The organism is Acinetobacter sp. ME22, from assembly GCF_022012315.1.
Taxonomy (GTDB): Bacteria; Pseudomonadota; Gammaproteobacteria; order Pseudomonadales; family Moraxellaceae; genus Acinetobacter; species Acinetobacter brisouii_A.
The window spans coordinates 76,576-99,110 of record NZ_JAKLTL010000006.1; the positions used below are offsets into that span (position 1 = coordinate 76,576).

21 protein-coding genes and 2 tRNA genes are annotated in these 22,535 nt (G+C 41.5%); 10 read left to right on the forward strand and 13 right to left on the reverse strand.

Going from position 1 to position 22,535, the window contains the following annotated elements; translation table 11 throughout:
- The first annotated feature begins 19 nt into the window (after nucleotides 1-19).
- Entirely contained in the window at nucleotides 20-913 is an 894-nt protein-coding gene (locus tag LVY74_RS09890; protein ID WP_237814935.1) for a rhamnosyltransferase, read from the forward strand.
- Entirely contained in the window at nucleotides 910-1,800 is an 891-nt protein-coding gene (locus tag LVY74_RS09895; RefSeq protein ID WP_237814936.1) for a glycosyltransferase family 2 protein, read from the forward strand. The genes LVY74_RS09890 and LVY74_RS09895 overlap by 4 nt, the downstream gene beginning before the upstream one ends.
- Here LVY74_RS09895 and LVY74_RS09900 read toward each other — a convergent pair.
- Complete coding sequence (locus tag LVY74_RS09900) at nucleotides 1,774-2,646, reverse strand: glycosyltransferase family 2 protein (protein ID WP_237814937.1); 873 nt, start codon at nucleotides 2,644-2,646, stop codon at nucleotides 1,774-1,776. The genes LVY74_RS09895 and LVY74_RS09900 overlap by 27 nt on opposite strands.
- A 17-nt stretch (nucleotides 2,647-2,663) precedes the next feature.
- Nucleotides 2,664-3,857, reverse strand: a complete 1,194-nt coding sequence (locus LVY74_RS09905; protein WP_237814938.1) for a glycosyltransferase family 4 protein — start codon at nucleotides 3,855-3,857, stop codon at nucleotides 2,664-2,666.
- A 297-nt stretch (nucleotides 3,858-4,154) separates the two neighbouring features.
- On the opposite strand from LVY74_RS09905, the gene LVY74_RS09910 reads away from it, so the two are divergent.
- From LVY74_RS09910 to LVY74_RS09940, 7 genes are all read left to right on the forward strand, one after another.
- Nucleotides 4,155-4,571, forward strand: a complete 417-nt coding sequence (locus tag LVY74_RS09910; RefSeq protein WP_237814939.1) for a pilin — start codon at nucleotides 4,155-4,157, stop codon at nucleotides 4,569-4,571.
- Nucleotides 4,572-5,015: 444 nt separating this feature from the next.
- Nucleotides 5,016-5,092 (forward strand) — tRNA-Met (locus tag LVY74_RS09915).
- 66 nt (nucleotides 5,093-5,158) lie between these two features.
- A tRNA-Met gene (locus LVY74_RS09920) sits at nucleotides 5,159-5,235 on the forward strand.
- Between the two features lie 204 nt (nucleotides 5,236-5,439).
- Nucleotides 5,440-5,964, forward strand: coding sequence for a ribosome maturation factor RimP (gene rimP, locus LVY74_RS09925; protein ID WP_237814940.1), 525 nt, complete (start codon nucleotides 5,440-5,442; stop codon nucleotides 5,962-5,964).
- A 32-nt stretch (nucleotides 5,965-5,996) separates the two neighbouring features.
- On the forward strand, nucleotides 5,997-7,481 hold the full coding sequence (gene nusA, locus LVY74_RS09930; protein ID WP_237814941.1) for a transcription termination factor NusA: 1,485 nt from the start codon (nucleotides 5,997-5,999) through the stop codon (nucleotides 7,479-7,481).
- Between the two features lie 10 nt (nucleotides 7,482-7,491).
- Nucleotides 7,492-10,188 (forward strand): translation initiation factor IF-2, encoded by a 2,697-nt coding sequence (infB, locus tag LVY74_RS09935; RefSeq protein ID WP_237814942.1) that lies wholly within the window; start codon nucleotides 7,492-7,494, stop codon nucleotides 10,186-10,188.
- Nucleotides 10,188-10,580, forward strand: a complete 393-nt coding sequence (locus LVY74_RS09940) for a ribosome-binding factor A (protein ID WP_111893739.1) — start codon at nucleotides 10,188-10,190, stop codon at nucleotides 10,578-10,580. The genes infB and LVY74_RS09940 overlap by 1 nt, the downstream gene beginning before the upstream one ends.
- Nucleotides 10,581-10,704: 124 nt before the next feature.
- Here LVY74_RS09940 and LVY74_RS09945 read toward each other — a convergent pair whose 3' ends face one another.
- From LVY74_RS09945 to LVY74_RS17765, 10 genes are all read right to left on the reverse strand, one after another.
- Nucleotides 10,705-11,847 (reverse strand): SEL1-like repeat protein, encoded by a 1,143-nt coding sequence (locus tag LVY74_RS09945; RefSeq protein ID WP_237814943.1) that lies wholly within the window; start codon nucleotides 11,845-11,847, stop codon nucleotides 10,705-10,707.
- Between the two features lie 219 nt (nucleotides 11,848-12,066).
- Nucleotides 12,067-12,474, reverse strand: coding sequence for a Na+/H+ antiporter subunit G (locus LVY74_RS09950; protein WP_151708486.1), 408 nt, complete (start codon nucleotides 12,472-12,474; stop codon nucleotides 12,067-12,069).
- Between the two features lie 15 nt (nucleotides 12,475-12,489).
- Nucleotides 12,490-12,765: a monovalent cation/H+ antiporter subunit F gene (locus tag LVY74_RS09955; protein WP_111893735.1), complete on the reverse strand. Its 276-nt coding sequence runs from the start codon at nucleotides 12,763-12,765 to the stop codon at nucleotides 12,490-12,492.
- Nucleotides 12,762-13,283: a Na+/H+ antiporter subunit E gene (locus tag LVY74_RS09960; protein WP_237814944.1), complete on the reverse strand. Its 522-nt coding sequence runs from the start codon at nucleotides 13,281-13,283 to the stop codon at nucleotides 12,762-12,764. Before LVY74_RS09960 ends, LVY74_RS09955 begins: the two co-directional genes overlap by 4 nt.
- A gap of 2 nt (nucleotides 13,284-13,285) precedes the next feature.
- Nucleotides 13,286-15,109 carry a monovalent cation/H+ antiporter subunit D gene (locus LVY74_RS09965; RefSeq protein WP_237814945.1) on the reverse strand — a complete coding sequence of 608 codons (1,824 nt, stop codon included), beginning with the start codon at nucleotides 15,107-15,109 and terminating at the stop codon, nucleotides 13,286-13,288.
- A complete protein-coding gene (locus LVY74_RS09970; protein WP_151776995.1) occupies nucleotides 15,106-15,477 on the reverse strand; it encodes a Na+/H+ antiporter subunit C in 372 nt (123 codons plus the stop codon). The genes LVY74_RS09965 and LVY74_RS09970 overlap by 4 nt, the downstream gene beginning before the upstream one ends.
- Before the next feature lie 4 nt (nucleotides 15,478-15,481).
- Nucleotides 15,482-18,307 (reverse strand): monovalent cation/H+ antiporter subunit A, encoded by a 2,826-nt coding sequence (locus LVY74_RS09975; protein WP_237814946.1) that lies wholly within the window; start codon nucleotides 18,305-18,307, stop codon nucleotides 15,482-15,484.
- 322 nt (nucleotides 18,308-18,629) lie between these two features.
- Complete coding sequence (locus LVY74_RS09980) at nucleotides 18,630-20,126, reverse strand: UvrD-helicase domain-containing protein (protein ID WP_442862792.1); 1,497 nt, start codon at nucleotides 20,124-20,126, stop codon at nucleotides 18,630-18,632.
- Nucleotides 20,113-20,901 carry a bifunctional phosphoribosyl-AMP cyclohydrolase/phosphoribosyl-ATP diphosphatase HisIE gene (gene hisIE, locus LVY74_RS09985; RefSeq protein WP_237814948.1) on the reverse strand — a complete coding sequence of 263 codons (789 nt, stop codon included), beginning with the start codon at nucleotides 20,899-20,901 and terminating at the stop codon, nucleotides 20,113-20,115. The genes LVY74_RS09980 and hisIE overlap by 14 nt, the downstream gene beginning before the upstream one ends.
- 43 nt (nucleotides 20,902-20,944) lie before the next feature.
- Complete coding sequence (locus tag LVY74_RS17765) at nucleotides 20,945-21,079, reverse strand: hypothetical protein (RefSeq protein ID WP_269090997.1); 135 nt, start codon at nucleotides 21,077-21,079, stop codon at nucleotides 20,945-20,947.
- A gap of 36 nt (nucleotides 21,080-21,115) precedes the next feature.
- Between LVY74_RS17765 and LVY74_RS09990 the strand changes: the two genes are divergently transcribed.
- Nucleotides 21,116-21,754 carry a LysE family transporter gene (locus LVY74_RS09990; RefSeq protein WP_237814949.1) on the forward strand — a complete coding sequence of 213 codons (639 nt, stop codon included), beginning with the start codon at nucleotides 21,116-21,118 and terminating at the stop codon, nucleotides 21,752-21,754.
- Here the strand turns inward: LVY74_RS09990 and LVY74_RS09995 are convergent.
- The gene (locus tag LVY74_RS09995; RefSeq protein ID WP_237814950.1) at nucleotides 21,707-22,531 is read right to left on the reverse strand and encodes a helix-turn-helix domain-containing protein; all 825 of its coding nucleotides are present in this window, start codon (nucleotides 22,529-22,531) and stop codon (nucleotides 21,707-21,709) included. The two genes, LVY74_RS09990 and LVY74_RS09995, sit on opposite strands and share 48 nt — an antisense overlap.
- Nucleotides 22,532-22,535 lie beyond the last annotated feature (4 nt).

Here is a 22,535-nt window from a genome sequence, read left to right on the forward strand (position 1 = left end):
GATTAAACTTGTGAATAGCATGAATATTGCTGCAATTACAGTCACCTATCATCCAGATCTGTTATTGTTAGAACAGCAATTCAGGCAGCTAGAAAAGTGCTTGTGGATTATTGTGGATAATGGTTCACAGATTGATGAAATTAAGCAGATTGAGAATTTAATTCAGAATAGAAGCAATTGTATCTTGATCCAAAATCAGTTAAATCAAGGTTTGGCAAAAGCACTGAATATAGGTGTAGATTATGTAAAATTAAACTTTGAATTGATTGAATTTGTACTTCTGCTTGACCAAGACAGTGCTTTTGATAGTGATGCCATAAAAATATTAGAATCTAATTTTCTGCAATTAGAACATCAAAATAAACGAGTAGGTTGTGTTGGTCCAAGATTAGTAGATTTTAAAACTCAACAGCAACACGGGTTTCATTATATGCGGCATGGTTTATGGCAAAGAATTTATCCATCGGCAGAAGAAGTTCAACCTATAGCATGTACCAATATTAATGGTAGTGGCACATTTATGCGTTTAGCGGTCTTTTCTGAATTAGGTGGTTTAAAAGAAGAACTGTTTATTGATCATCTTGATACAGAGTGGTCTTTTCGTTTGATTGCTGCGGGCTATTTACTTTATGGAATTCCTCAGGCTGTTTTTGATCATCGTATGGGAGAAGATAGTTTTAAATTTTGGCTATTGGGTTGGCGAGTTTGGCCACTACGCTCACCACTGCGACATTATTTTTTATTTAGAAACACGATAAAATTAATAAAACTACCCTATATTCCAACTACTTGGAAATTTTGGGCTTTAATCAAAATGCAGATTACATTACTGGTGTATTGTGCTTTTAATCAACAACGCAAAGAACAAATGAAAATGATGCTAAAAGGTATTCGTGAGGGACTGAGTAGGTGAAAATTTGTGCTATTATTGTGACGTTTGATCCTGAAATTTCCTCACTAATCAGGCTGATAGGTGTGTTAAAACAACAATCTGCTGAGATCGTTGTTATCGATAATAACTCAAAAAATAAAATCCAATTAGAGAGCATACCGCATATTTATTTAGAATGTTTATCTCAAAATGTAGGAATCGCTGCTGCACAAAATATAGGCATAAATAAAATCCTAGCTTTAGCTGCTGATTATGTCGTATTTTTTGATCAAGATAGCCAAATCGATTCATATTTTATTCCTCAAATCTTGCATGATTATTTATGGGTACAGCAAAATCAGGATGCTCAGATCTCAATGATTGGCCCAAGATTATTTAATATGAAAAATCAGCAATATTATAAAATTTATCGTTTGAGTTCTTGGGGATTTAAAAAAGCAATACCAGTATCCGATTTGAAACATCCTATTCGGGTAGATAGCCTTATATCCTCAGGTTCGTTTTTATCTGTGGATACATTAAAAAAAATAGGTGAAATGAAATCACACTATTTTATTGATTATGTAGATATTGAATGGAGTTTTAGGCATTTATCACAAGGATTTCATCTTTATGTTTCCCATACAGTGGTGATGAATCATCAAATTGGAGAGGAAAATATTGCACTTCCTTTTGGGAAAAAAATTATCATCCATCCAGCATTTCGAAGATATTATCGGGTACGTAACAGTTTTTATTTATTAAAAGAATCTTATATTCCTAAAATCTATGCGCTCAATGAAATTATGAGTGGATTAATCTATCAACTGTGTATTATTTGGTACTGTAAAAAACAAAAAAAACAACAGATAGATGCTCTTTTTCGTGCAGTTAAAGATGGCTTAAGCTCTTTTTTTAAGCATACTTGAAATGTTTGCAATATAGAAACGAATAGTATCTTTAATCAGGAAGAGTTGATTTAGTCGATATAATTTGAGATTTTCCTTGATTAGAAAAGCAGAAAGATCTTGTCTGAGGCGAATATTTCGTTTTCTAATCTCAGTTTTATCAAGTGATTTATGCGCTTGGGCAATCACACTACTCGAATGATATCTAAAATTATTTAAGCATTTTTCAGTATAGAAAATCTGTCCTTGTGTCACTAGTTTTAACCACAATAACCAATCTCCATTGGTCACTAGTCTCGAATTTGCACCTCCTACAGAAAGGTAGGTTGTTTTTCTAAATAAGACTGCGCTTGCATTCGGAATCGTATTTTTAAAGATTAGAAATTTTTGGATATATTCTGAGCCTTGAATGCAGAAATCACTTTGAAAGAGATTTTTAAAATCAATTGAATTTGTCCAATCTAACCATGTTCCAGTAATTTCACCCACTTCATTCATACGATTGGATTGGCTATATGCCAATACGGTATTATGCTCATTTTCAAGTGGTGGGATAAGTTTTTCTAAAAAGTCGATGGCAGCAGTATCATCAGATTCAGCAATCCAAATGTATTCACCTTGAGCGTAATCAATACCTGTGTTCCATTGAATAAAAGTGGAACCTGAGTTTTTGGTATTATAAATAATATGAGAAACTTTAGGGTGATTGCGATATTGTTCAATAATGTCTCTACTTTGGTCAGTTGAGCAATCATCTAGAATAATAATCTCAAAATTTTGATAGGTCTGTTTTAAGATGCTATCCAGACGAGCATTTAGAAATTTATGATGATTATAGTTTGGAACAATAACAGATACTTTGATCATAATAATCTCTTTGAAGACTAGGGATCAATGAGGTTACTGATTTTTCTCCCCATATTTTTCCATGAAAAATTAGAAGCATAGCGCATACATTCTTGTTTTTCCAATACTGGATTTGATAGTGCTGTAATAATTGCCTGAGCAAGTGATTCGTAATTCTGTTGATCGATTAAAATCCCTGTAATTTGGTTCTGAACTGCATCGATGACCCCGCCTGTAGCAAATGCAACAGTTGGTGTGCCGTGTGCCGCGGCTTCGATTGCGACCATACCAAAACCTTCAGGATCTTCAGGAATGTGTTTTACTGGAAAGACATGCAGATCTGCCAAATAGTAAAAACTTGATAATATTTCATCTTGGGAAATATTTCCTGTGAATATAACATGCTCTTCTATACCGTGTTGATTGGCTGTTGCCATAATCATTTCTTTAGATTGCAAGTTTTTATTCAATGATTGGCTCGGAGTATCACCAATAATTACAAGAACTGTGTTTGGATGAGCACTAATAATTTTGGGCAAACAATGGTCAAGGAATTCATTAATTCCCTTTCTTTCAGTTAAACGCCCTACTGAAATCAGGACTTTTTTATCATTTAGATTGTATTTATTTTTTAGAGACTGAATGAGTACTTCATTTTTGGCTTTGGGTGGATAGGTGACACCTGGGTGAACAATGCTTAGTTTCGTTTGAGCAATCTGCTTTTGCAGACATAATTGATATGTTGGACTGCTGTTAGCAATGACTTGATCAGCATGTCGAATAAATGGAATCCAAAATAAATTATAGACTTTGTTATTTGTGCCAATATCTAAACCATGAATATAGATAACACTTTTCTTTCGAAACAGCTTTGCGAGCAATACAACAATAGGCGCTGTTAATCCGCTTCCTGCAAAGAGAACATCTATAGGTTGAGTTATACAGCAATATAATGTGCGGAAAAAACTAGAAATTAAAAAAAAAGGTAAGGGTTTTAATGGGACTGCAAAAAAAGCAATATTTGTAGGAGAGGTTGCTTTAGCAGCTTGATGACTAATTAAAGAAATATGATGCTGATGTGAGAGTTCATCCGCAATATGCCAGTTTAGGCGCTCCATACCTCCAATCAGAGGGGGAAGATTTCGCGTGACAATCAGAATATTTTTTTTCATCTGTAACTGATTACATGGTAACAATGCTATGAATAAGAAAAATATCATATAAAACATCATGACTAGTTAAATTTTATTTATAGAGAAAATTTACTGTCTAAAAATTATTTGATAGCCATGTGGTGATTTTTGTACAAAAAATGTAAAATATGTGATGTTGATCACTATTTATAATGCCTTTATTTGTGTTTTAGCCAAAAAAATAAAGGTGGGTTAGATAAAAAGTCAATAAATAACCAAATTTTAACTGTTTAGAACTTCAAGAAACTTTTAGGTTATTTTGTCTTAATATTTGTGGTTATATTTTGTTCATGTGTGGTGTTATATTAAATTTTAAGCATATGCTTGGGGATAGCAATGAAAGGTTTTACTCTCATTGAATTAATTATTGTTGTAGCAATTATTGGGATTATGATGGTTGTTTCAGTACCCATCTATCAGAGTTATGTTGCGCGCTCCCAATTATCATCAGCGGTCGCTGAATTGAATGTTGCACGAATTCAATATGAGCTTGTCGTTGAAGATGGTGCAGCTACGAGTTCTTTTACAACGGCAAATATCTTTGAATCAGCAACAGCATCAAAATTCTGTACCTATCTTGTCTATAGTGCAACAGATGGGGTAGCTAACCCTGCATTAGAATGTAAGCTAAAAAATGTCTTATCGAGTTTGGTTGGTGAGTCAGTTTATTTAAATCGTCAACAAGATGGGACATGGTCATGTAGTACATCAAGTAATGTACCAACCAATTTTAAGCCTAAGGAATGTACTTAGGTCATTATCGAAAAGATAAAACCCGAGCAAGCTCGGGTTTAGTATCTTGGTCAAACATCCAGTTTACTGAGATCCATTCTTTGTCGTTCCATTGACAACTCAGCATACGATCCATGTGAGAACAAATCCGTTGTTCATTTCCATTTGCTGATGACGCTATATTAATAGTGAGAACAAAATCACAATAGAGGCAAAAATCATAAAACCATGTAAGCTTTTTCTTACAAAAATAGAATTTGATCGTGATTTTCTGGCTGAATGCTGGGTTTATCAAAAAATTAAACAAGAAAAATGATAAATTGAACAAAAAATGTCACATTAGATGCATCTGCAACAAAAAAGTGCAAAAGTCCTTGCACATGTATAGGGTCTTCTATACAATGCGCCAATCGGTTGAAAGCCGATAACTAAAAACTTACGAATCACCAGATCGTAAGCTGTTGATGCGGGATGGAGCAGTCTGGTAGCTCGTCGGGCTCATAACCCGAAGGTCGTTGGTTCAAATCCAGCTCCCGCTACCAATTCAATAAAGCTATGCAACTTTATTGAAGCTAAATAGAAATTTAGTTAGAATATTGCATCGTTAATGCGGGATGGAGCAGTCTGGTAGCTCGTCGGGCTCATAACCCGAAGGTCGTTGGTTCAAATCCAGCTCCCGCTACCAAGATTCTTTCGAGAAGGCTCACAGACAGGTGGGCCTTTTTGCACAATGGGCATTGCTTGTTGTGACAGATGGGGCGAATTAACGCCCTTTTTTATTGGCTATCGTGTAGTGTCGACATCAATTGGTCAAAAAATCGTGTTTCACTACCAAAGGTTGCATCGGTGTTTCACCGATTGTTGTATTGCACAAAAATGACGAGAGTACATGAAACTATCAAATAAAACCCAAGCATTACAAGATCTAATCGCCCCTGCAGTGAGTGCTTGCGGTGTTGAGCTTTGGGGAATTGAATTTCTACCTCAAGGTAAGCGATCTTTATTGCGCATCTATATTGATAAACCAGTTGATGAAAATGCTGAACCTGTCATCAATGAAGATGGTGAAGTTGAGCGTGGTCGTGGCATTGGTGTTGAAGACTGTGTGAAAGTGACCCAGCAAGTGGGTGCAATGCTTGATGTGCATGATCCAATTTCAGGTGAATATGCACTTGAAGTGTCTTCACCAGGTTGGGATCGACCATTTTTCCAATTGGCACAGTTGCCAGATTATATCGGGCATCAAGTGGCTTTGCGCTTGATTAGCGCTGTCGATAACCGTCGTAAATTTCAGGCAAAACTCGTTGCTGTAGATTTAGAAGCTGAAACTATTCAGGTTGAAGTAGAGAAGCAACAAGTTCTTGACATTGATGCGCATAACATCGACAAAGCAAATTTGATTTATCAAGACTAAATTATTAAGAAAATCTGAGATATAGGTGACTTATGGGTCGTGAGATTCTTACCGTTGCAGAGACGGTTAGTAATGAAAAAGGTGTAAGCCGCGAAGCCATCTTTGAAGCACTTGAACAAGCGTTAGTTGCTGCGACTAAGAAAAAATTCTACGAAGGCACAAATTCGGAAGAAGCTCGCTTACGTGTTGAAATTGATCGTAAAACAGGTGACTACCGTACTTTCCGTCAATGGGAAGTTGTGGCAGATGAAGATCATGAAATGCCAGCTTGCCAAGATGCAATTTCTGATGTTGATCCTGCAAAATGGTCAATTGGCGATATCCGTGAACTTGAAGTTGAATCGATTGAGTTCGGTCGTATTGCAGCACAAATTGCGAAACAAGTGATTGTTCAAAAAATTCGTGAAGCGGAACGTGCATTGGTTGCTGATGCTTATGCTGCTAAAGTGGGTGAGCTCATCTACGGTGAAGTGAAAAAACAAACCAAAGATGGCTTTATTATCGATTTAGGTGACAACGCTGAAGCATATTTGGCGCGTGACCAAATGATTCCAAAAGAAATTTTGCGTCCAAAACAACGTGTCAATGCGATTCTTTACGAAGTCAACCGTGAAGGTCGTGGTGCACAGTTGTTATTGTCACGTTCGCATCCTGACATGCTTGTTGCATTGATGAAAAAAGAAATTCCAGAAATTTCTGAAGAAATCATTGAAATTAAAGCAGCAGCGCGTCAAGCGGGTGTTCGTGCTAAAATTGCAGTGAAAACCAATGATCACCGTATTGATCCAGTGGGCGCATGTATTGGTATGCGTGGTACACGTATCCAAGCGGTTCAGTCAGAACTAAATGGTGAGCGTATCGATGTTGTGGTGTGGTCAGATGATCCAGCGCAATATATTGCAAGCGCATTGGAACCTGCTGATGTATCAGGCATTGTAATTGATGAAGATGCAAAAACAGCCGACATTATTTTTGCAACCAGCGATCAGTTGGCTCGTGCAATTGGTTCTCAAGGTCAAAACGTACGTTTAGCGTCTGAATTGACTGGCTTTAAGCTCGATATGATGCTTGAAGATGAATACCGTGCGCGTCAGCAAAATGAAGCACAACAATATTTAGACATGTTTGTAACACGTTTGGATATTGATGAAGGCTTGGCGATGGCATTGGTTGAGATGGGCTTTACTTCACTTGAAGAAATCGCTTACGTTCCTGTTGAAACATTCGAAGAAATCGATTTGGATGAAGATACAGTCACATTATTGCAATCGCGTGCGAAAGAGGCTGCTTTGGCAGATGCTTTAGCGCAACAAGAAAATGTGCAAGAACCAAGTGAAGAATTGTTAAATATGCAAGGTATGACTCAAGAGATTGCGTATGCCCTTGCCGGTCGTGGCATTGTGACGATTGATGATTTGGCAGATCAAGCAACTGATGATATTACCGATATCGACGGTTTAAATGCTGAAACTGCGGGTCAATTGATCATGAAAGCACGTGAATCATGGTTTAACTAGGAGGTGGTGAATGACAGACAAGTCGATTAAAGAATTGGCACAAAATGTAGGACGTTCAGTTGAAAAACTTCTAGAACAAGTTCGTGATGCAGGGCTACCACAGCGTCGTGCCGACGATATCATTACTACAGAACAGCAAGATACCCTTGTCAGCTATTTGAAGAAAGTTCATGGGCAGGACAGTGGTAATGCAGGAAAAATCACGTTGAAACGTAAAACAACCAGTACAGCTAAAGTTGCAAGTACCTCAGGCAAAGCCAAAACCATTAACGTAGAAGTCCGTAAAAAGCATACGTTTACTAAGCCTGATCCAGAGCAGATTAAAGCTGAAGCAAAAGCCAAGCTCGAAGCTGACAATAAAGTACGTGCCGATGCTGATGCTCAAGCACGTGCTCAAGAACAAAGCCGTCGCCAGTCTGAAAACAAAGCGACAGCAACTTTAGAAGCAATGCGCGCTGCGCACAAGCAAGACAAAGTGGTAGAAAGTCCAAAAACTGCTGTCGTGGTTAAAAAACGTGGTGGTGGTGCATTGAAACCATTACCAAAACCAGCAGAAACCGCAGAACAGAAAAAAGCGCGTGAAGCACAAACTGCACAGCTGAAAGCAACTGAAGAAGCAGCTCGTCGTAAAGCAGCTGAAGAAGCGCAGCAACGCACGCTTGAGCAAATGCGTAAAATGGCATCAAAATACTCAAATGATGATGCAACCACAACAATTCGTGTGATTGATGATTCTCCACTTGCGGCTGGTCTTGTTGGTCAGGCGTATGAAGATTCTTTCAATCAAGAAGACCGTGAAATCAAACGTGGTGGTAATGCGAAAGATACACGTAGCGCGAAAAAAGGCGGACGTAATCAAGAAGAGCAAAACTTCCAGAAATCACATCACAAACGTGGTTTGAAAACAAGCCAAGCCAACAAGCATGGTTTTGAAAAACCAGTTAAAAAACAAGTGTATGATGTTGAAATTGGTTCAACAATCGTCGTTGGTGATCTTGCACAGAAAATGGCTGTGAAAGTTCGTGAAGTCATTAAAACACTCATGAAAATGGGTGAGTTAGTCACTCAGAACCAGTCAATTGACCAAGATACAGCTGCACTTGTGGTTGAAGAAATGGGTCATAACCCGATTCTTGTTTCTGATACTCAAGCTGAAGATAACTTAATTGAAGCTGCTGAGCAAAAACGTGGTGAGCTAAGTACTCGTCCGCCAGTGGTAACAATCATGGGTCACGTTGACCATGGTAAAACGTCATTGCTTGACCGTATTCGTCGCTCTAAAGTGGCTGCGGGCGAAGCAGGCGGGATCACTCAGCACATCGGTGCTTACCATGTGGAAACTCAAAAAGGGATTATTACCTTCCTTGATACTCCGGGACACGCAGCATTTACTGCAATGCGTTCACGTGGTGCGAAAGCAACGGACATCGTGGTACTGGTTGTTGCAGCAGATGATGGTGTAATGCCACAAACTGCAGAAGCAATTGACCACGCGCGTGCTGCGGGTACGCCAATCATTGTTGCGATCAACAAAATGGATAAAGAATCTGCTGATCCAGATCGCGTATTGAATGAATTGACCACCAAACAAATCGTACCTGAACAGTGGGGCGGTGACGTTCCAGTTGCAATGGTTTCAGCGCACTCAGGTCAAGGTATTGATGAACTTCTTGATTTGATCTTGATTCAGGCAGAAATGTTAGAGCTTCAAGCTTCTGAAGAAGGTGCTGCGCAAGGTGTTGTCATTGAAGCGCGTGTTGACAAAGGTCGTGGTGCTGTAACTTCGATCTTGGTACAAAACGGTACATTGAATGTCGGTGACTTGGTTCTTGCAGGTTCATCTTACGGTCGTGTACGTGCCATGTCTGATGAAAATGGTCAGCCAATTAAATCAGCGGGTCCTTCAATTCCTGTGGAAATCTTGGGTCTTCCAGATGCGCCAATGGCAGGTGATGAAGTTCTTGTCGTGAATGATGAGAAAAAAGCACGTGAAGTTGCTGATGCGCGTGCTGACCGTGAACGTCAAAAACGTATTGATCGTCAAAGTGCAATGCGTCTTGAAAACATCATGGCATCTATGGGCAAGAAAGACATTCCAACCGTTAACGTTGTATTGAAAACTGATGTACGCGGTACATTGGAAGCATTGAATGCAGCATTGACTGAATTGTCGATGGACGAAGTGAAAGTACGTATCATCAGTTCTGGTGTGGGTGCAATCACTGAATCTGACGTGACTCTAGCTGAATCTTCTGAAGCTGTATTGCTTGGTTTTAACGTTCGTGCCGATGCAACTGCACGTCAGAAAGCAGATCAAGATGGTATCGACATTCGTTACTACAGCGTCATCTATGAATTGATTGACGATGTGAAAGATGCCATGAGCGGTAAATTGGCACCTGAACATCGTGAAACCATCTTGGGTGTTGCACAGGTTCGTGAAGTGTTCCGTTCAAGCAAGTTCGGTGCGGCTGCGGGCTGTATGGTTATGGAAGGTGTGATTCACCGTAACAAACCAATCCGTGTCTTGCGTGAAGATGTGGTGGTATTCCAAGGTGAGCTTGAATCTCTTCGTCGTTATAAAGACGTGGTGGACGAAGTTCGCGCAGGTATGGAATGTGGTCTTGCCGTGAAAGGTTATAAAGACATCAAACCACTCGACAAGATCGAAGTGTATGATGTTCAAATTGTGAAACGGAGTCTTTAATGGCGGGTAGTCAACGTCTGAAGCGTATGGCTGATTCAGTACAACGTGAGTTGTCAGAACTGATTCGCCAAGAGCTGAAAGATCCACGCCTAGGTGGTTATGTGACCATCTCGGCGGTGAAAGTCAGTGCGGACATGGGTTATGCTGAAGTTTATGTCACTGTAATGGGACGTGAACTGGGCGATGAGCAAAGTGAAGCAGCAAATAAAGAAACTTTAGATGTATTAAATAAAGCTTCTGGTTTCTTGCGTCATGAATTGAGTCGTCGTATCAAGACACGTATTACGCCAAGATTACGTTTCCATTATGACAAGACCAATGCTTATGGTAACTATATGTTTGGTCTGATTGCCGAGGCAGTCAAAGACTTGCCAGAGCAGGATAAAGAATAAGAAAAAGCCACCTTCGGGTGGCTTTTTTGTGCTTTTATGTACATAGCTATATGTTTTTTTTCACATTAACATGTTTAGTCTTAATGCTTTTAGATATTGCTTCAATAGTTCGATATTATGTGAGCTATAACTGACCCTTTTCATGCATCTCTTCAATATGATTTTTTGCAGTTATAAATCCTTGAGCAGCTGCCTTACTAAACCATTCAAATGCTTTTTCATAATTCTGTACTACACCTTGACCGTCTCGATACAATACACCAAGGTTATTTTGTGCATCTGCGTCTCCCTGCAGAGCAGCTTTACTAAACCATTCAAATGCTTTTTCATAATTTTGAGTTACATAAAGACCTTTGTAATACATCAATCCAAGATTATTTTGTGCTGCTACATTTTCTTGAGAAGCAGCCTTGCTAAACCATTCAAATGCTTTTTCATAATTTTGCACTATACCATGACCAGTTACATACATTACTCCAAGGCCATTTTGGGATTCTATATTCCCATGAGTCGCTGCCATTTTATATAATTCAACTGCTTTGACATGACTTTGAGATACGCCATAGCCATGATAATACAACCATGCTAGGTTAGCATGTGCTTTTATATGCCCTTGAATAGCTGCTTTTCTATACCATTTAAATGCTTTTTTATAACTTTGGGTTACACCTTGGCCATAATGATACATCACGCCAAGGTTAGCTTGTGCATCTGGGCTTCCCTGAGCAACTGCCTGATTATAGTACTCCAGCGCTTTTTCATAATTTTGTACTACCCCTTTACCATTATGATACATCACGCCAAGGTTAGCCTGTGCGTCTGGGCTTCCTTGAGCAGCTGCCTGATTATAGTACTCCAACGCTTTTTCATTATTTTGAACTACCCCTTGACCATTTTGATACATTACTCCAAGATTATTTTTTGCATTTGCATCTCCTTGAGTAGCGGCCTGATTATAGTATTCCAACGCTTTCTCATCACTATGTGCTACACCTCGACCATCTTGATACATTACTGCAAGATTGGTTTGTGCATTTGTATCTCCTTGAGAAGCAGCTTGATTATAATATTCCAACGCTTTTTCATAATTCTGTTCTACACCTTCACCAACTTCATACAACACTCCAAGTTTAGTTTTTGCATCCAGATGACCTTGATTAGCCAATCGTAATGTGTACTTAAATTTAAGGAATTTTGCAAATTTTGGGCTAATAAAAAATAATATAGATAAAATAATTGTTTCAAAGACGTTATTTTTGATATTCATAGTTTTAATTTAAAAGAATTAGTAATTTATTCTAACTCAAATGGATATAACTTTTCTCTAATTTATAGCTTAGCATAATGGGTTTTATATGATATGAAATGTACTTTAATATATTATTTTTTTAATCTTTTAAAATTTCAACTGACCTGAAAGTAGCGATTAGAAACAAAGTACTCTCTCCATCAGCAAAATAAAGAGAGTGCAGATCATAAAATAAGCTTATTCATCAGGTGTTTGATTAAAACGCTGTTCGCGTTTTCTTGCCCGATGCTGTAAACGATACCGATCCCAAGGTAATGGACGTTCAATTGCTTCAGGCACATCACCACTTAAAGAGCGGAGTTTAAGGTGTAAAGCAGCCTGTGCCATCAGATTTGCAGATACAGGTGCAGTAATAAAAGCCAGCAAGGTAATTAGTAATTCAGCAAAACCAAAATGCCCCTGAAATGCCCAATAGATCATCGCAGCAATCAAGAAGCTTCCTAAACCGAGTGTACTGGATTTGGTTGGTGCATGTAGACGTGTAAACAAATCGGGCAGGCGAACCATGCCAATCCCACCGACCAGCATAAAGAAACTACCGACTAGCAAGAAGAATGACACCAAAATTTCCATCAATAATTGCATCTTTGATTCTCCTGCTCAATCAATCACATGACCTGTGGTGAAGTAACGCGCCAAGGCAACCGTAGACACAAATCCCAACATGGCAACCAATAATGCACCTTCAAACAACTGTGTAGTCGTCCAGTAGATGCCGAGGACAATCACCAGACCTGTGGCATTCAGAAACAGTGTGTCGAGCGCCAATAATCGGTCAACAATTGAAGGGCCGAACACTAAGCGTACCAAGCATAACAACATGGAAATACAAATCATGATTAAACAAATGCCCAAGACATACGGCAAAATGATCATATGCTTTCTCCTTGTTTAACATTGAAAATTTTTAGTAAAGGGGCTTCGTAGCGCTGTTTAATCTGATCAATTTCAGCCTGAGGATCATCACAGCTCAGTGCATGAACTAAAATGTCTCCACGCTCCTGATCAATTCCTGCACTGACCGTTCCAGGGGTAGTGGTAATAATCATTGCCAGCAGGGAATTGACTTGCTCATGCTGTGTATCAAGTGGCACTCGAAACCACTTTGGTTGTAACTTTTCAGTGGAACCTAACACCAGTTTAGCCACGACAAAGTTCGATACGACAACATCACGAAGAACCACAAAAAACAGCTGAATAGCCGTTTTCCAGTCAATATTGGGGGTGCGGATAATGAAACGGTTGAGTAATTGGGGAATAAAAACCGCCAGTACTAAAGCCAATAACAGATCTGAAGCATCTAAGCTATGCGATAGAATCAGCCAAGAGCATGCGACCACAATAGATACAAATGGGTGAGGGAGGCAACGATCAGCCCAAGAATGTTGACTCATACTTAGTGCTCCTCCACAGACTGTAACTTGAGATGATCATGATCAGGCGTATCGGATGAATCCTCAAGTTGCTTTAATTGATCATGAATTTGGCGTTGCTTGTATAGTGAAATATGTTCACCATGCAAACTATTCGGGCTGATAATACTGGGAATAAGGTGTGCATTGGCATCAGGATTTTCCCCGCCATATTTCGTTTCTGGAATATATTCGGGATCAAAAGGCTGAGTACTAATATATTGTCCATCTGCATCCCGTTTTAAAATGAGGTGCTGATAGAGGCTCTGTTGCTCCAGTTGCATACTGGCAGCCGTAAGATAATGCTGAATGGGGCGAGCTGCGATCATATAAACGATGAGTAGACTCAACAGAAAATACAGCGCATAGGCGTTACCCTTAGGAGCAACTGCAGGCAATGCCTGATAGGTTTGATAGGCTTCTGTTTGAGGGTTATCTTCAGGTTCACTAGATTGCCAAAATAAAATAAAGCCCACTCGAATAAACGCGACAAGACTCAGTAAACTGACGATCAGCACACCTGCAATAATCCAAAGCTGTAAAGGATGATGCTGAGCAGCATGTAAAATGAAGACTTTACCCAAGAAACCACTAAAAGGTGGCAAACCTGCCATCATTAAAGCAATGATAAAAAAGCAAATCGACAAAAGTCGTTCTTGCTTCATGCGTGGAGCAATATTGATATGATCTTTAAACTCACCACGTTGTGCAGTAATCCAGCCACACAGCAAATAAAAGGCTGCACCAATTACGGTACTATGAAACAGATAATAGAGTCCTGCTGACCATGCTTCAGTGCGATGTAAACCAATCGCAACACAAATCGTTCCGAGTGAAGACAAAATCATAAAGCCGACAAAGCGCCTTAAACGCAGAGCACCAATCGCCCCCAAAACACCATAGAGTGAGCTGATTAAACCCAAAATCAATAAGATATCAAACAGTGGATTGCTGTGATCATTGAGGAAGATCACCGAGTTGACCCGTAAAATTGCATACAGACCGACTTTGGTCATCACCGTGAAAATAGCGGCAACAGGCGTACTGGCAACAGCATAAGTTTTCGGGAGCCAAAAGCCCAAAGGTAGTACCGCAGCTTTAATTGCAAATACAATAAACAGTAAATAACCGCCTGTCTGTGCCAGTGTCGCTTGATCCTCTGGCAATGTTGGGAAAATCCGTGCCACATCGGCCATGTTTAAGCTACCCACACTGGCATAAATCAGTCCTAAACCGATCAGGAACAGTGCACTAGCGAGTAGGTTAATTACCACATAATGAATGCCCAACTGGAAACGTGCTTTACCTTGCCCATGAATCAGTAAGACATACGATGCCATCAGCAAAATTTCAAAGAAAACGAACAGGTTAAACAAGTCAGCAGTCAGAAAAGCACCACATAGCCCCATCAATAAAAATTGGAATAAGGCATGGAAATAGCGCCCACGGGCATCCCAATCTTGGCTCGCATAGACAACAATCGGCAATGCCAAAATATAGGTCAGCAGCAGCATAAAGGCTGACAGACGATCAAGGACTAAAACAATTCCAAAAGGCGCAGACCATTCACTCAGTTGGTAAACACTGATTTGCCCTGTACTGGCATGCATGAGATAACTGATGGCAGTGATCAGACCCAATGCTGTTGAGAAAATACTCAGACCACGACGCCATATTTGACGATGATCTTGAGCCAGTTGCCCTGCACCAGGATTACCGAGAAGTAACAGCGCAAACCCTGTAAAAGCAGGAATTAAAATACTGAAAATCGGGGTGTGTTGTTGCCAAAAATCCAACCAAGCCATCATGATGCTTTATCCTCACTCGGGTCATCTGCTAACTCAGTCAGTTCTTTGGAATCTACATGGTCTGTCCCTGACTCATAGCGACTGCGTAAAGCCAGTTGCACAATAAATGCTGTCGTGGCAAAACCAATCACAATAGCAGTCAGTACCAAAGCTTGTGGCAATGGATCTGTGACGCGTGTGGTTTGGGTTAAAATCGCAGGGGCATTGACCTGAATGCGTCCTGTAGCAAAAAGAAATAAGTTCACGGCATAACCAATCATGGCTAAACCGAGTACCACTGGGAAAGTACGTGCACGTAGCAGCAAATATACGCCTGTGGCGACCAATAATCCGATGGCTGAAGCCAGTAGTAATTCTAAACTAATCATATGATTACTCCTTTGCCACAGGGCCAGAAATATTGGTATGACGTGAGTCACCTAAGACTGAAATCATGAGCATGGTTGCGCCCACCACGGTGAAATAAACCCCTAAGTCAAAGAGTGCTGCCGATGCCAAATGTAATTTTCCAAGAATAGGAACATTGAGATAAATATGCGCACTGGTTAAAAATGGACGTGACCAGAGCCATGCCAACACACCTGTGACACCTGCGATGCTTAAGCCTGTACCAATCCAGATTTCATACAAACGTCCCGACTTGGCTTTGATAAGCTGCTCGGCATAATCCTGACCCAAAGCAATATATTGAATGATCAACGCCATCGCGGTAATTAAGCCTGCAATGAAGCCACCACCAGGGTAATTGTGCCCGCGCATGAAAATATACAGACTGACGACTAAGGCTACAGGCAACACCCATGATGCTGTGGTTCGTACTAGCAGTGGAGAGGGGTTAAAGCGATAGGTCAGACCTTGGGTAATCGTCGTGCCGTGGGTTCGCATGCCATCCATCAGAGAGAGTGTTCCAATTGCAGCAATTCCTAAAACACTAATTTCACCAAAGGTATCGAAACCACGGAAGTCAACCAAAATCACGTTGACAATATTTGAGCCACCACCTAGCGGTAGAGATTGCTGGACAAAGAACCATGAAATTGAATCGTGATCGCGAGTCAGCATCAACCATGTGATCCAGCCAATCCCCAGACCTGCAACAATCGCAATAATTGCATCGCGCCAACGCTGGGTTTGTGTTGATTCATAAGGAGTAAGCTGTGGTAATAATGATAAGCTCATCAACAGCAATACAGTCGTGACCACATCCACGGTAATTTGGGTGAGTGCTAAATCAGGGGCGGACAATACGATAAAAACCATCGTCACCACAAGACCGACTGCACCACTGATCAGCACTGCTTTAATCCGTTCATGGTGAAACCACAACATCATCCAACAGGCACTAAACAGCAATAACCATAAAATAATGGCAAGCCACGGAGCCTGAGTCAGTAAATGTGTACCTGTGCGAAGGGGATTGCTATACATCGGAATGAATAGCATGATCACGGTAAAGGCGATAATCCAAAACAAATAATGCTGTAATTTGCCTGTTTCGGTTTTGAGTTTGACAGCACGCGCAGCATAGACAATTTGCTGCATCAGGTATTCAAAAATCAGTTTGCCTTGCAGTTTGCCCAGATAGTCTTCCATGTCGATACGGCGAATCAGCGCACCACGACTTAAATGGAAATAGAAGCTTGCGCCACCAAACAGCGCGATAATACTCATGATCAGTGGAATGTTGAAGCCATGCCAAATTGCAAGGTGTGCTCCATGAAATTCGTTGAGTTGTAGCGATGCACGAGTGACTTGATTGACCAGTGGTTCAGCAAAGAAAGCAGGAAAAATACCGACTAAAATACACAAACTTGCAAGCAAGATGATCGGTGCACGCATGCCCAATACAGGTTCATGCGCTTCAGGGTTGGGAATTTGCTCACCGACTGCACCATCGAAAAACACGCCATGCATCATTCGGATCGAGTAGGCAACCGCAAAAATTCCTGCCAATGTGGCAACGCCAGCACCAAGAATTAGACCCCAACCAGATAAATGCTGTACCAGTTCTGTGAAGAACATTTCTTTAGACAAGAAACCATTGGTCAGTGGAACACCCGCCATGGCTGACGCGGCAATCATGGTCAGCGTGCCTGTAAACGGCAGTAAATGCCACACGCCTTGTAATTTTTTCAGGCTACGCGTACCTGTTTCATGGTCAATAATCCCCGCGATCATAAACAGTGCTGCTTTAAAGGTCGCATGGTTAATGATATGGAAAATCGCGGCAGCGACTGCAAGGGGCGAACCTAAACCGAGCAAACACATGATCAGCCCCAAATGGCTGATGGTGGAGTAGGCCAGTAAGCCTTTGAGGTCTTCTTTGAAAATGGCAAAGAAAGCCCCAATCGCAAAAGTCGTCAGACCGACAAGCGTCACGAGATTGTGAAATAAACTGAAACCGACAAAGATCGGCAGTAAACGTGCGACCAAAAAAATCCCTGCTTTGACCATGGTCGCCGAATGCAAATAAGCTGAAACAGGGGTGGGTGCTGCCATGGCATTCGGAAGCCAAAAATGAAACGGGAACTGTGCGCTTTTGGTAAATGCACCGAGCAGAATCAGTAAAAGTGCAGGTACAAATAAAGGCTGTGTTTGCAGACTTGAGCCGAGTGCCAGAATTTGATCGAGCTGGAAGCTACCCGCCATTTGCCCAAGCAGCATAAAGCCCCCCAGCATTGCTAGTCCCCCCATTCCTGTAATGAGGAGTGCCATGCGTGAGCCACGTTGAGCTGCATCATAACGATGCCAGTAAGCCACTAATAAAAATGAGGAAATACTAGTGAGTTCCCAAAAAACCAGCAACATGATCAGGTTGTTGGATAGGGAAATCCCGAGCATGGCTGCCATAAATAGCATAAGCAGACCATACAATTTACTCAGGGAGTTTTTTGGCCCTAAATAATAATAGGCATAAATAAAAATGAGTGTGCCGATGCCACTGATGAGCAAGCCAAATAGCAGCCCCAAGGCATCGAGACGGAAACTAAAATTAAGACCTAGTTCTGGAAGCCATGACCAAGTTTGCAACAGAGTTGCGCCATGGAAGACAGAACTGGACTGACTGAGCAAAAGCCCAAAACAACTTAAACTCACGCTAATGGCGGCCAACATGTTGAGCAGGCGAGATGCCTTAGATAAACATGCAACCAATCCAGTGCCAAAGAGCAAAGGTAACAGTATGATTATGGCTAACACACCTGAATCCCTAGTTGTAAATTAGGTCGAAACCTAAACGTTATGTTTCTTTTAAAAATCAGAGGCGTGCAAGGAGCATTCCAATATTCAATTTCTAAAAGCCGAAGTGCGCTCTACTCGGTTGAAACCAAAAAGATCGACTGGGTTGAGTGATTAGAATATGTGCTGCACTAAAATAAGTGCAAGATTATTCTACATTTTTTGAATGCTAAAGCCAGCCTTTTTCGAGTCGATTCTGCTGCTTGCCCGATAAATGCCTATTCTCATTATGATTTTTTTAAAATAAATTTGTTACAGAATGAAGCCGACTTTTTAGATGGGGTTAAGAGGTTGAAATGGCACGGGATTTGAGCGGATTTTTCTGCTTAAGTTGTTGGATTAGATCATAAATATAATGAATATTTAAACTGGTTTTGGCGCGGGTGCAGGCCACATACAGTAAACGTAATTCTTCATCACTGATTTTGTGGTCATGGGCATTGAGTTTGAACTGATAGTCATCTTCCAGATGCACCCGATCCCATTCCAGACCTTTGGCTTTATGCGCAGTCGAAATCACATAGTCCGCTTCTTGAATCGGGGTAATTTTTTCCAATGCACGTTTCAGTGGAGCAGTGCCATGATCATCGACCAGTTTCACCAAAGGTTTAATGTCACTACCTTCATTAGTTTCACAGTATTCATGCACGTCATGCCATGAATTGAACCAAGCCAGTTCAGGTACATCAGTCACGCGTTTGCCTTGTTTCAGCATACTGGCAGCATCAATAAAACGGTTCAGACGGGCATGATCGGCTTGCAAACTGACTTTTTCACCACTGACCAAACCTGCTAACAGTAATTCCATGGCGCGGGCATTGGTACGGCATAAAATCGCATCGCGTTTTTTGGTATGTGGTTTGTTGAACACGGAAGACTTGCGTTCAGGATTGCCATGCAAGGGAACGGTTTCTTTCAGCCCACCGAGCAAGCTATTGGCAACCTCGGCAATCGGTTCGCCAAAACGAAATGAAGTGGTGAGACGTGATTCGGTCAGTGGCAGCTTTTGCATGGCATTGACTGCACCGCGCCATGCATAAATTTGCTGATGGGCATCGCCGACATAAATCACTTGGGTATTTTTCTGTTGTAGCAAAATCCCAAGCATGAGCGGGTCAGCATCTTGTGCTTCATCAAACAGAATATAGTCTGCGGGAATATACGGTTCAGACAATGCCCATAATTTTAAATAAATGTCATGCCCAATGCCTGCCTGATGCTGTGGATTGACCGAATCGAGCCAACGGCGTTCCAATGCAGGATACAAATGCTGTTGCAAGGCGGTTGCATCATCGGGATGCAGCCAACTCGGTACTTGTATATGGCGCGGTGCAGGATATTGCGAACTGGTCGCACAGAAGTAACCCACAGCATTGACCACGATACTGGCAAGGCGGCTCGGCATCAGTGCATATTTTTCGTAACGACCACCCATCAAACGGCGCAGGGTAATCGGTTCAAGCCGATATTCTTTGGCGAGAAAACTTGGACTGAGGCGAGGTAAACGCAATTTGTCGGTAATGTTGCGCGGCACGCTACGGTAGGCAAGCGAGTGAAAAGTGCGGCTGTCGACATTGCGGTGAAATTTTTGTTTGGCTTCACTGGCAATAGCTTTGTTAAATGCCAGATACATGCCACGCCGTTCAGGCATGGCAGCACTGATCATTTGCAGGGTGGTGGTTTTACCTGTGCCTGCGTAGGCGACCACTTTAAATGATTCGCCACGAAGCGCATGCTCAATGGCGATCTGCTGTTCGGCAGTCGGTCTAGTGGGCTGCACGATTGGCCTTTTCAACCAGTCCAGATAAACCTTGACGGCGCGCCAGTTCATTCAGCACGATTTGTGGGTCAATGTCGAAATAACCGAGCATCACAATGCTGTGGAACCACAAGTCAGCCACTTCGTAGATCAGGTCATTTTTATTGTCTTCGCTGGCATGGCTGGCAAAGTCTTTTGCAGCAATGACCGTTTCAATGCTTTCTTCACCGACTTTTTCTAAAATCTTGTTGAGACCTTTGTGATACAGCTTCGCGACATAAGAACTTTCAGGATCAGCCGCTTTACGCTCGATCATCATTTTGCCCAAGTAGTCGAGTACCTCGACACTTTCAGCCTGTGCATTCGATGCAGACATGGCAAGGGTATGTGGATTGCTCGATGCAGTATTATTGTAAATCTCGTTCGGGTCTTTGAGCTGAGCATCGACAATTTCCCAACCATTTTCAGTCAGTTTTCGATAGAAACACGATTCACGACCTGTATGGCAAGCAATGCCGCCATGTTGTTCAATTTGCAGCACAATTACATCGGCATCGCAGTCGAGACGAATTTCATGCACAGTCTGGAAGTGCCCAGACTCTTCGCCTTTGTGCCAGAGTTTTTGACGTGAACGGGAAAAATACACCGCCTGTTTTTTCTCGGCAGTCAGCGCAAGCGACTCGCGGTTCATCCATGCCACCATCAAAATCCGTCCAGTATGATGATGCTGTGCAATCGCAGGAATCAGACCTTGTTCGTTAAATTTTACTTCATCGAGCCATTGCATATTGTTCATGGAAAATCACCAAATATCTTGCGTGGAATAAAAGAGGCTTAAATTAAGCAGGGCTATAGTGTACGGCATCTAACCAGTTTTCCAAAACCAATATTTCAGCATTTTGCCGAAGCCAATTTGAATTTAGGGCAATTTTTTCCAATACGGCATGTTGTTTGTCGTGATGTACTCCATCCATTAGACACGCTATTGCACCGATTGGGACAGATATTGCATGGTTGCTTTTTCAAATGGTTTTTTTCTCAGTCTTTCTTTATGTTTGGATATTGGAATTGCCAATATCGCCATGATGACCCTTGCCATGCAGCGCGGCTATGCACAGGGTTTTTGTTTAGGACTTGGAACCTGTGTCGGCGATTTGCTCTATGCAATTGGCGCATTATTGGGGATGAGCGTGTTGCTACAATTTACTCCAGTCAGATGGTTGCTCTGGATTGGCGGTGGGGCAATCTTGCTGTGGTTCACATTTAAAATGGGTCGAGAAGCCTTGCAATCCCATCAACAGATTGATTTAAACCATTCGATCCATTCATCTAGTGCATCAAAAGCTTTCCGCAAAGGGGTTGTTTTGGCTGTGTCCTCACCTACAGCCATTTTATGGTTTGCAACGGTGGGCGGTGTACTGATTTCTCGCCTAGGTCATCAAGGTACGTGGGTTGTCGTGTGGTTTCTCGCAGGTTTTTTTGTGGCAGGCTTATTTTGGGCAGCGGTGTTATGTGCTGTAGGAAGCTTTGGTGGGAAAGTCTTGGGGAAAAATCTGCTGCGTTATTCTTATATGGCTTCAGCTGTGATTTTTGCCTATTTTTCAGTGTACGTAATGGTTTCTGGGTATCGAGAATTTTTTCCGACTTAAATGGAGTTGCTGCGCGTAATCATGCGGCGTAATCCCCATGATTTTCTTAAAACTTTGAATAAAATGACTTTGATCATAAAAGCCCAGTGCAGTTGCAGCATCCAGTGAATGCACACGCTGACGCAGTAAATCACGTGCGCGGTGAATTCGGAGCTGCATGTGATATTGCAATGGTGGAATACCAACAAATTTCTTAAATGATCGGATCAAGTAATATTTGCTTAAACCACTGATTTGGCTGAGTTCATCTAGCGAAATTTTTCGGGTCAACTCAGTCCGCATATAGTCCTGAAGCAGACGAATAGCATGACTGGTTTGGTGATTTGCAAATTGAGGAGATTGAAACAATGAAGCACAGAGCAATAAAAAAGCCTGTTGAGTTTGCTCGGTTGAATGTTGCTGTGTGAATGACTGGATATATTGAAATAATTCGGGATGATGTAGAACACCTTCAGTCAGGATAGGGGCTGAGTGGCTGCTACTCAAATGATTCTCACGAATCACATCGATCAGCGCATATTGGGGAATGTGAATGCTAATAAAGCGTGTGGGTTGCTCGGCAAAAGTTGAAGATTGGATCGATTCGGGATTATAGCAAGTCACTTGCCCAGACTGGACGAAACTGGTTTTACCATTCAGCCAAATTCGCTCTACCCCTGATAGATTGGCGCTGAGAATATATTCTTGATGCGAATGTTTTGGGTAACCATCCTGATAGGCGAGTGTTGTGCAACATTCAATCTGATTCAGGCTAAACCATTCCGAAGATTTCAGCATCATG

Coding starts and splice junctions, on each gene's coding strand:
- LVY74_RS09965 (WP_237814945.1), bottom strand. CDS start 15,109: ATGATGGCTTGGTTGGATTTTTGGCAACAACACACCCCGATTTTCAGT.
- LVY74_RS09960 (WP_237814944.1), bottom strand. CDS start 13,283: ATGAGTCAACATTCTTGGGCTGATCGTTGCCTCCCTCACCCATTTGTA.
- LVY74_RS09940 (WP_111893739.1), top strand. CDS start 10,188: ATGGCGGGTAGTCAACGTCTGAAGCGTATGGCTGATTCAGTACAACGT.
- LVY74_RS09995 (WP_237814950.1), bottom strand. CDS start 22,531: ATGCTGAAATCTTCGGAATGGTTTAGCCTGAATCAGATTGAATGTTGC.
- LVY74_RS09970 (WP_151776995.1), bottom strand. CDS start 15,477: ATGATTAGTTTAGAATTACTACTGGCTTCAGCCATCGGATTATTGGTC.
- LVY74_RS09900 (WP_237814937.1), bottom strand. CDS start 2,646: ATGATCAAAGTATCTGTTATTGTTCCAAACTATAATCATCATAAATTT.
- nusA (WP_237814941.1), top strand. CDS start 5,997: ATGGGTCGTGAGATTCTTACCGTTGCAGAGACGGTTAGTAATGAAAAA.
- LVY74_RS09950 (WP_151708486.1), bottom strand. CDS start 12,474: ATGCAATTATTGATGGAAATTTTGGTGTCATTCTTCTTGCTAGTCGGT.
- LVY74_RS09945 (WP_237814943.1), bottom strand. CDS start 11,847: ATGAATATCAAAAATAACGTCTTTGAAACAATTATTTTATCTATATTA.
- LVY74_RS09910 (WP_237814939.1), top strand. CDS start 4,155: ATGAAAGGTTTTACTCTCATTGAATTAATTATTGTTGTAGCAATTATT.
- rimP (WP_237814940.1), top strand. CDS start 5,440: ATGAAACTATCAAATAAAACCCAAGCATTACAAGATCTAATCGCCCCT.
- LVY74_RS09990 (WP_237814949.1), top strand. CDS start 21,116: ATGGTTGCTTTTTCAAATGGTTTTTTTCTCAGTCTTTCTTTATGTTTG.
- LVY74_RS09905 (WP_237814938.1), bottom strand. CDS start 3,857: ATGATGTTTTATATGATATTTTTCTTATTCATAGCATTGTTACCATGT.
- hisIE (WP_237814948.1), bottom strand. CDS start 20,901: ATGAACAATATGCAATGGCTCGATGAAGTAAAATTTAACGAACAAGGT.
- LVY74_RS09955 (WP_111893735.1), bottom strand. CDS start 12,765: ATGATCATTTTGCCGTATGTCTTGGGCATTTGTTTAATCATGATTTGT.
- infB (WP_237814942.1), top strand. CDS start 7,492: ATGACAGACAAGTCGATTAAAGAATTGGCACAAAATGTAGGACGTTCA.
- LVY74_RS09890 (WP_237814935.1), top strand. CDS start 20: ATGAATATTGCTGCAATTACAGTCACCTATCATCCAGATCTGTTATTG.
- LVY74_RS17765 (WP_269090997.1), bottom strand. CDS start 21,079: ATGGATGGAGTACATCACGACAAACAACATGCCGTATTGGAAAAAATT.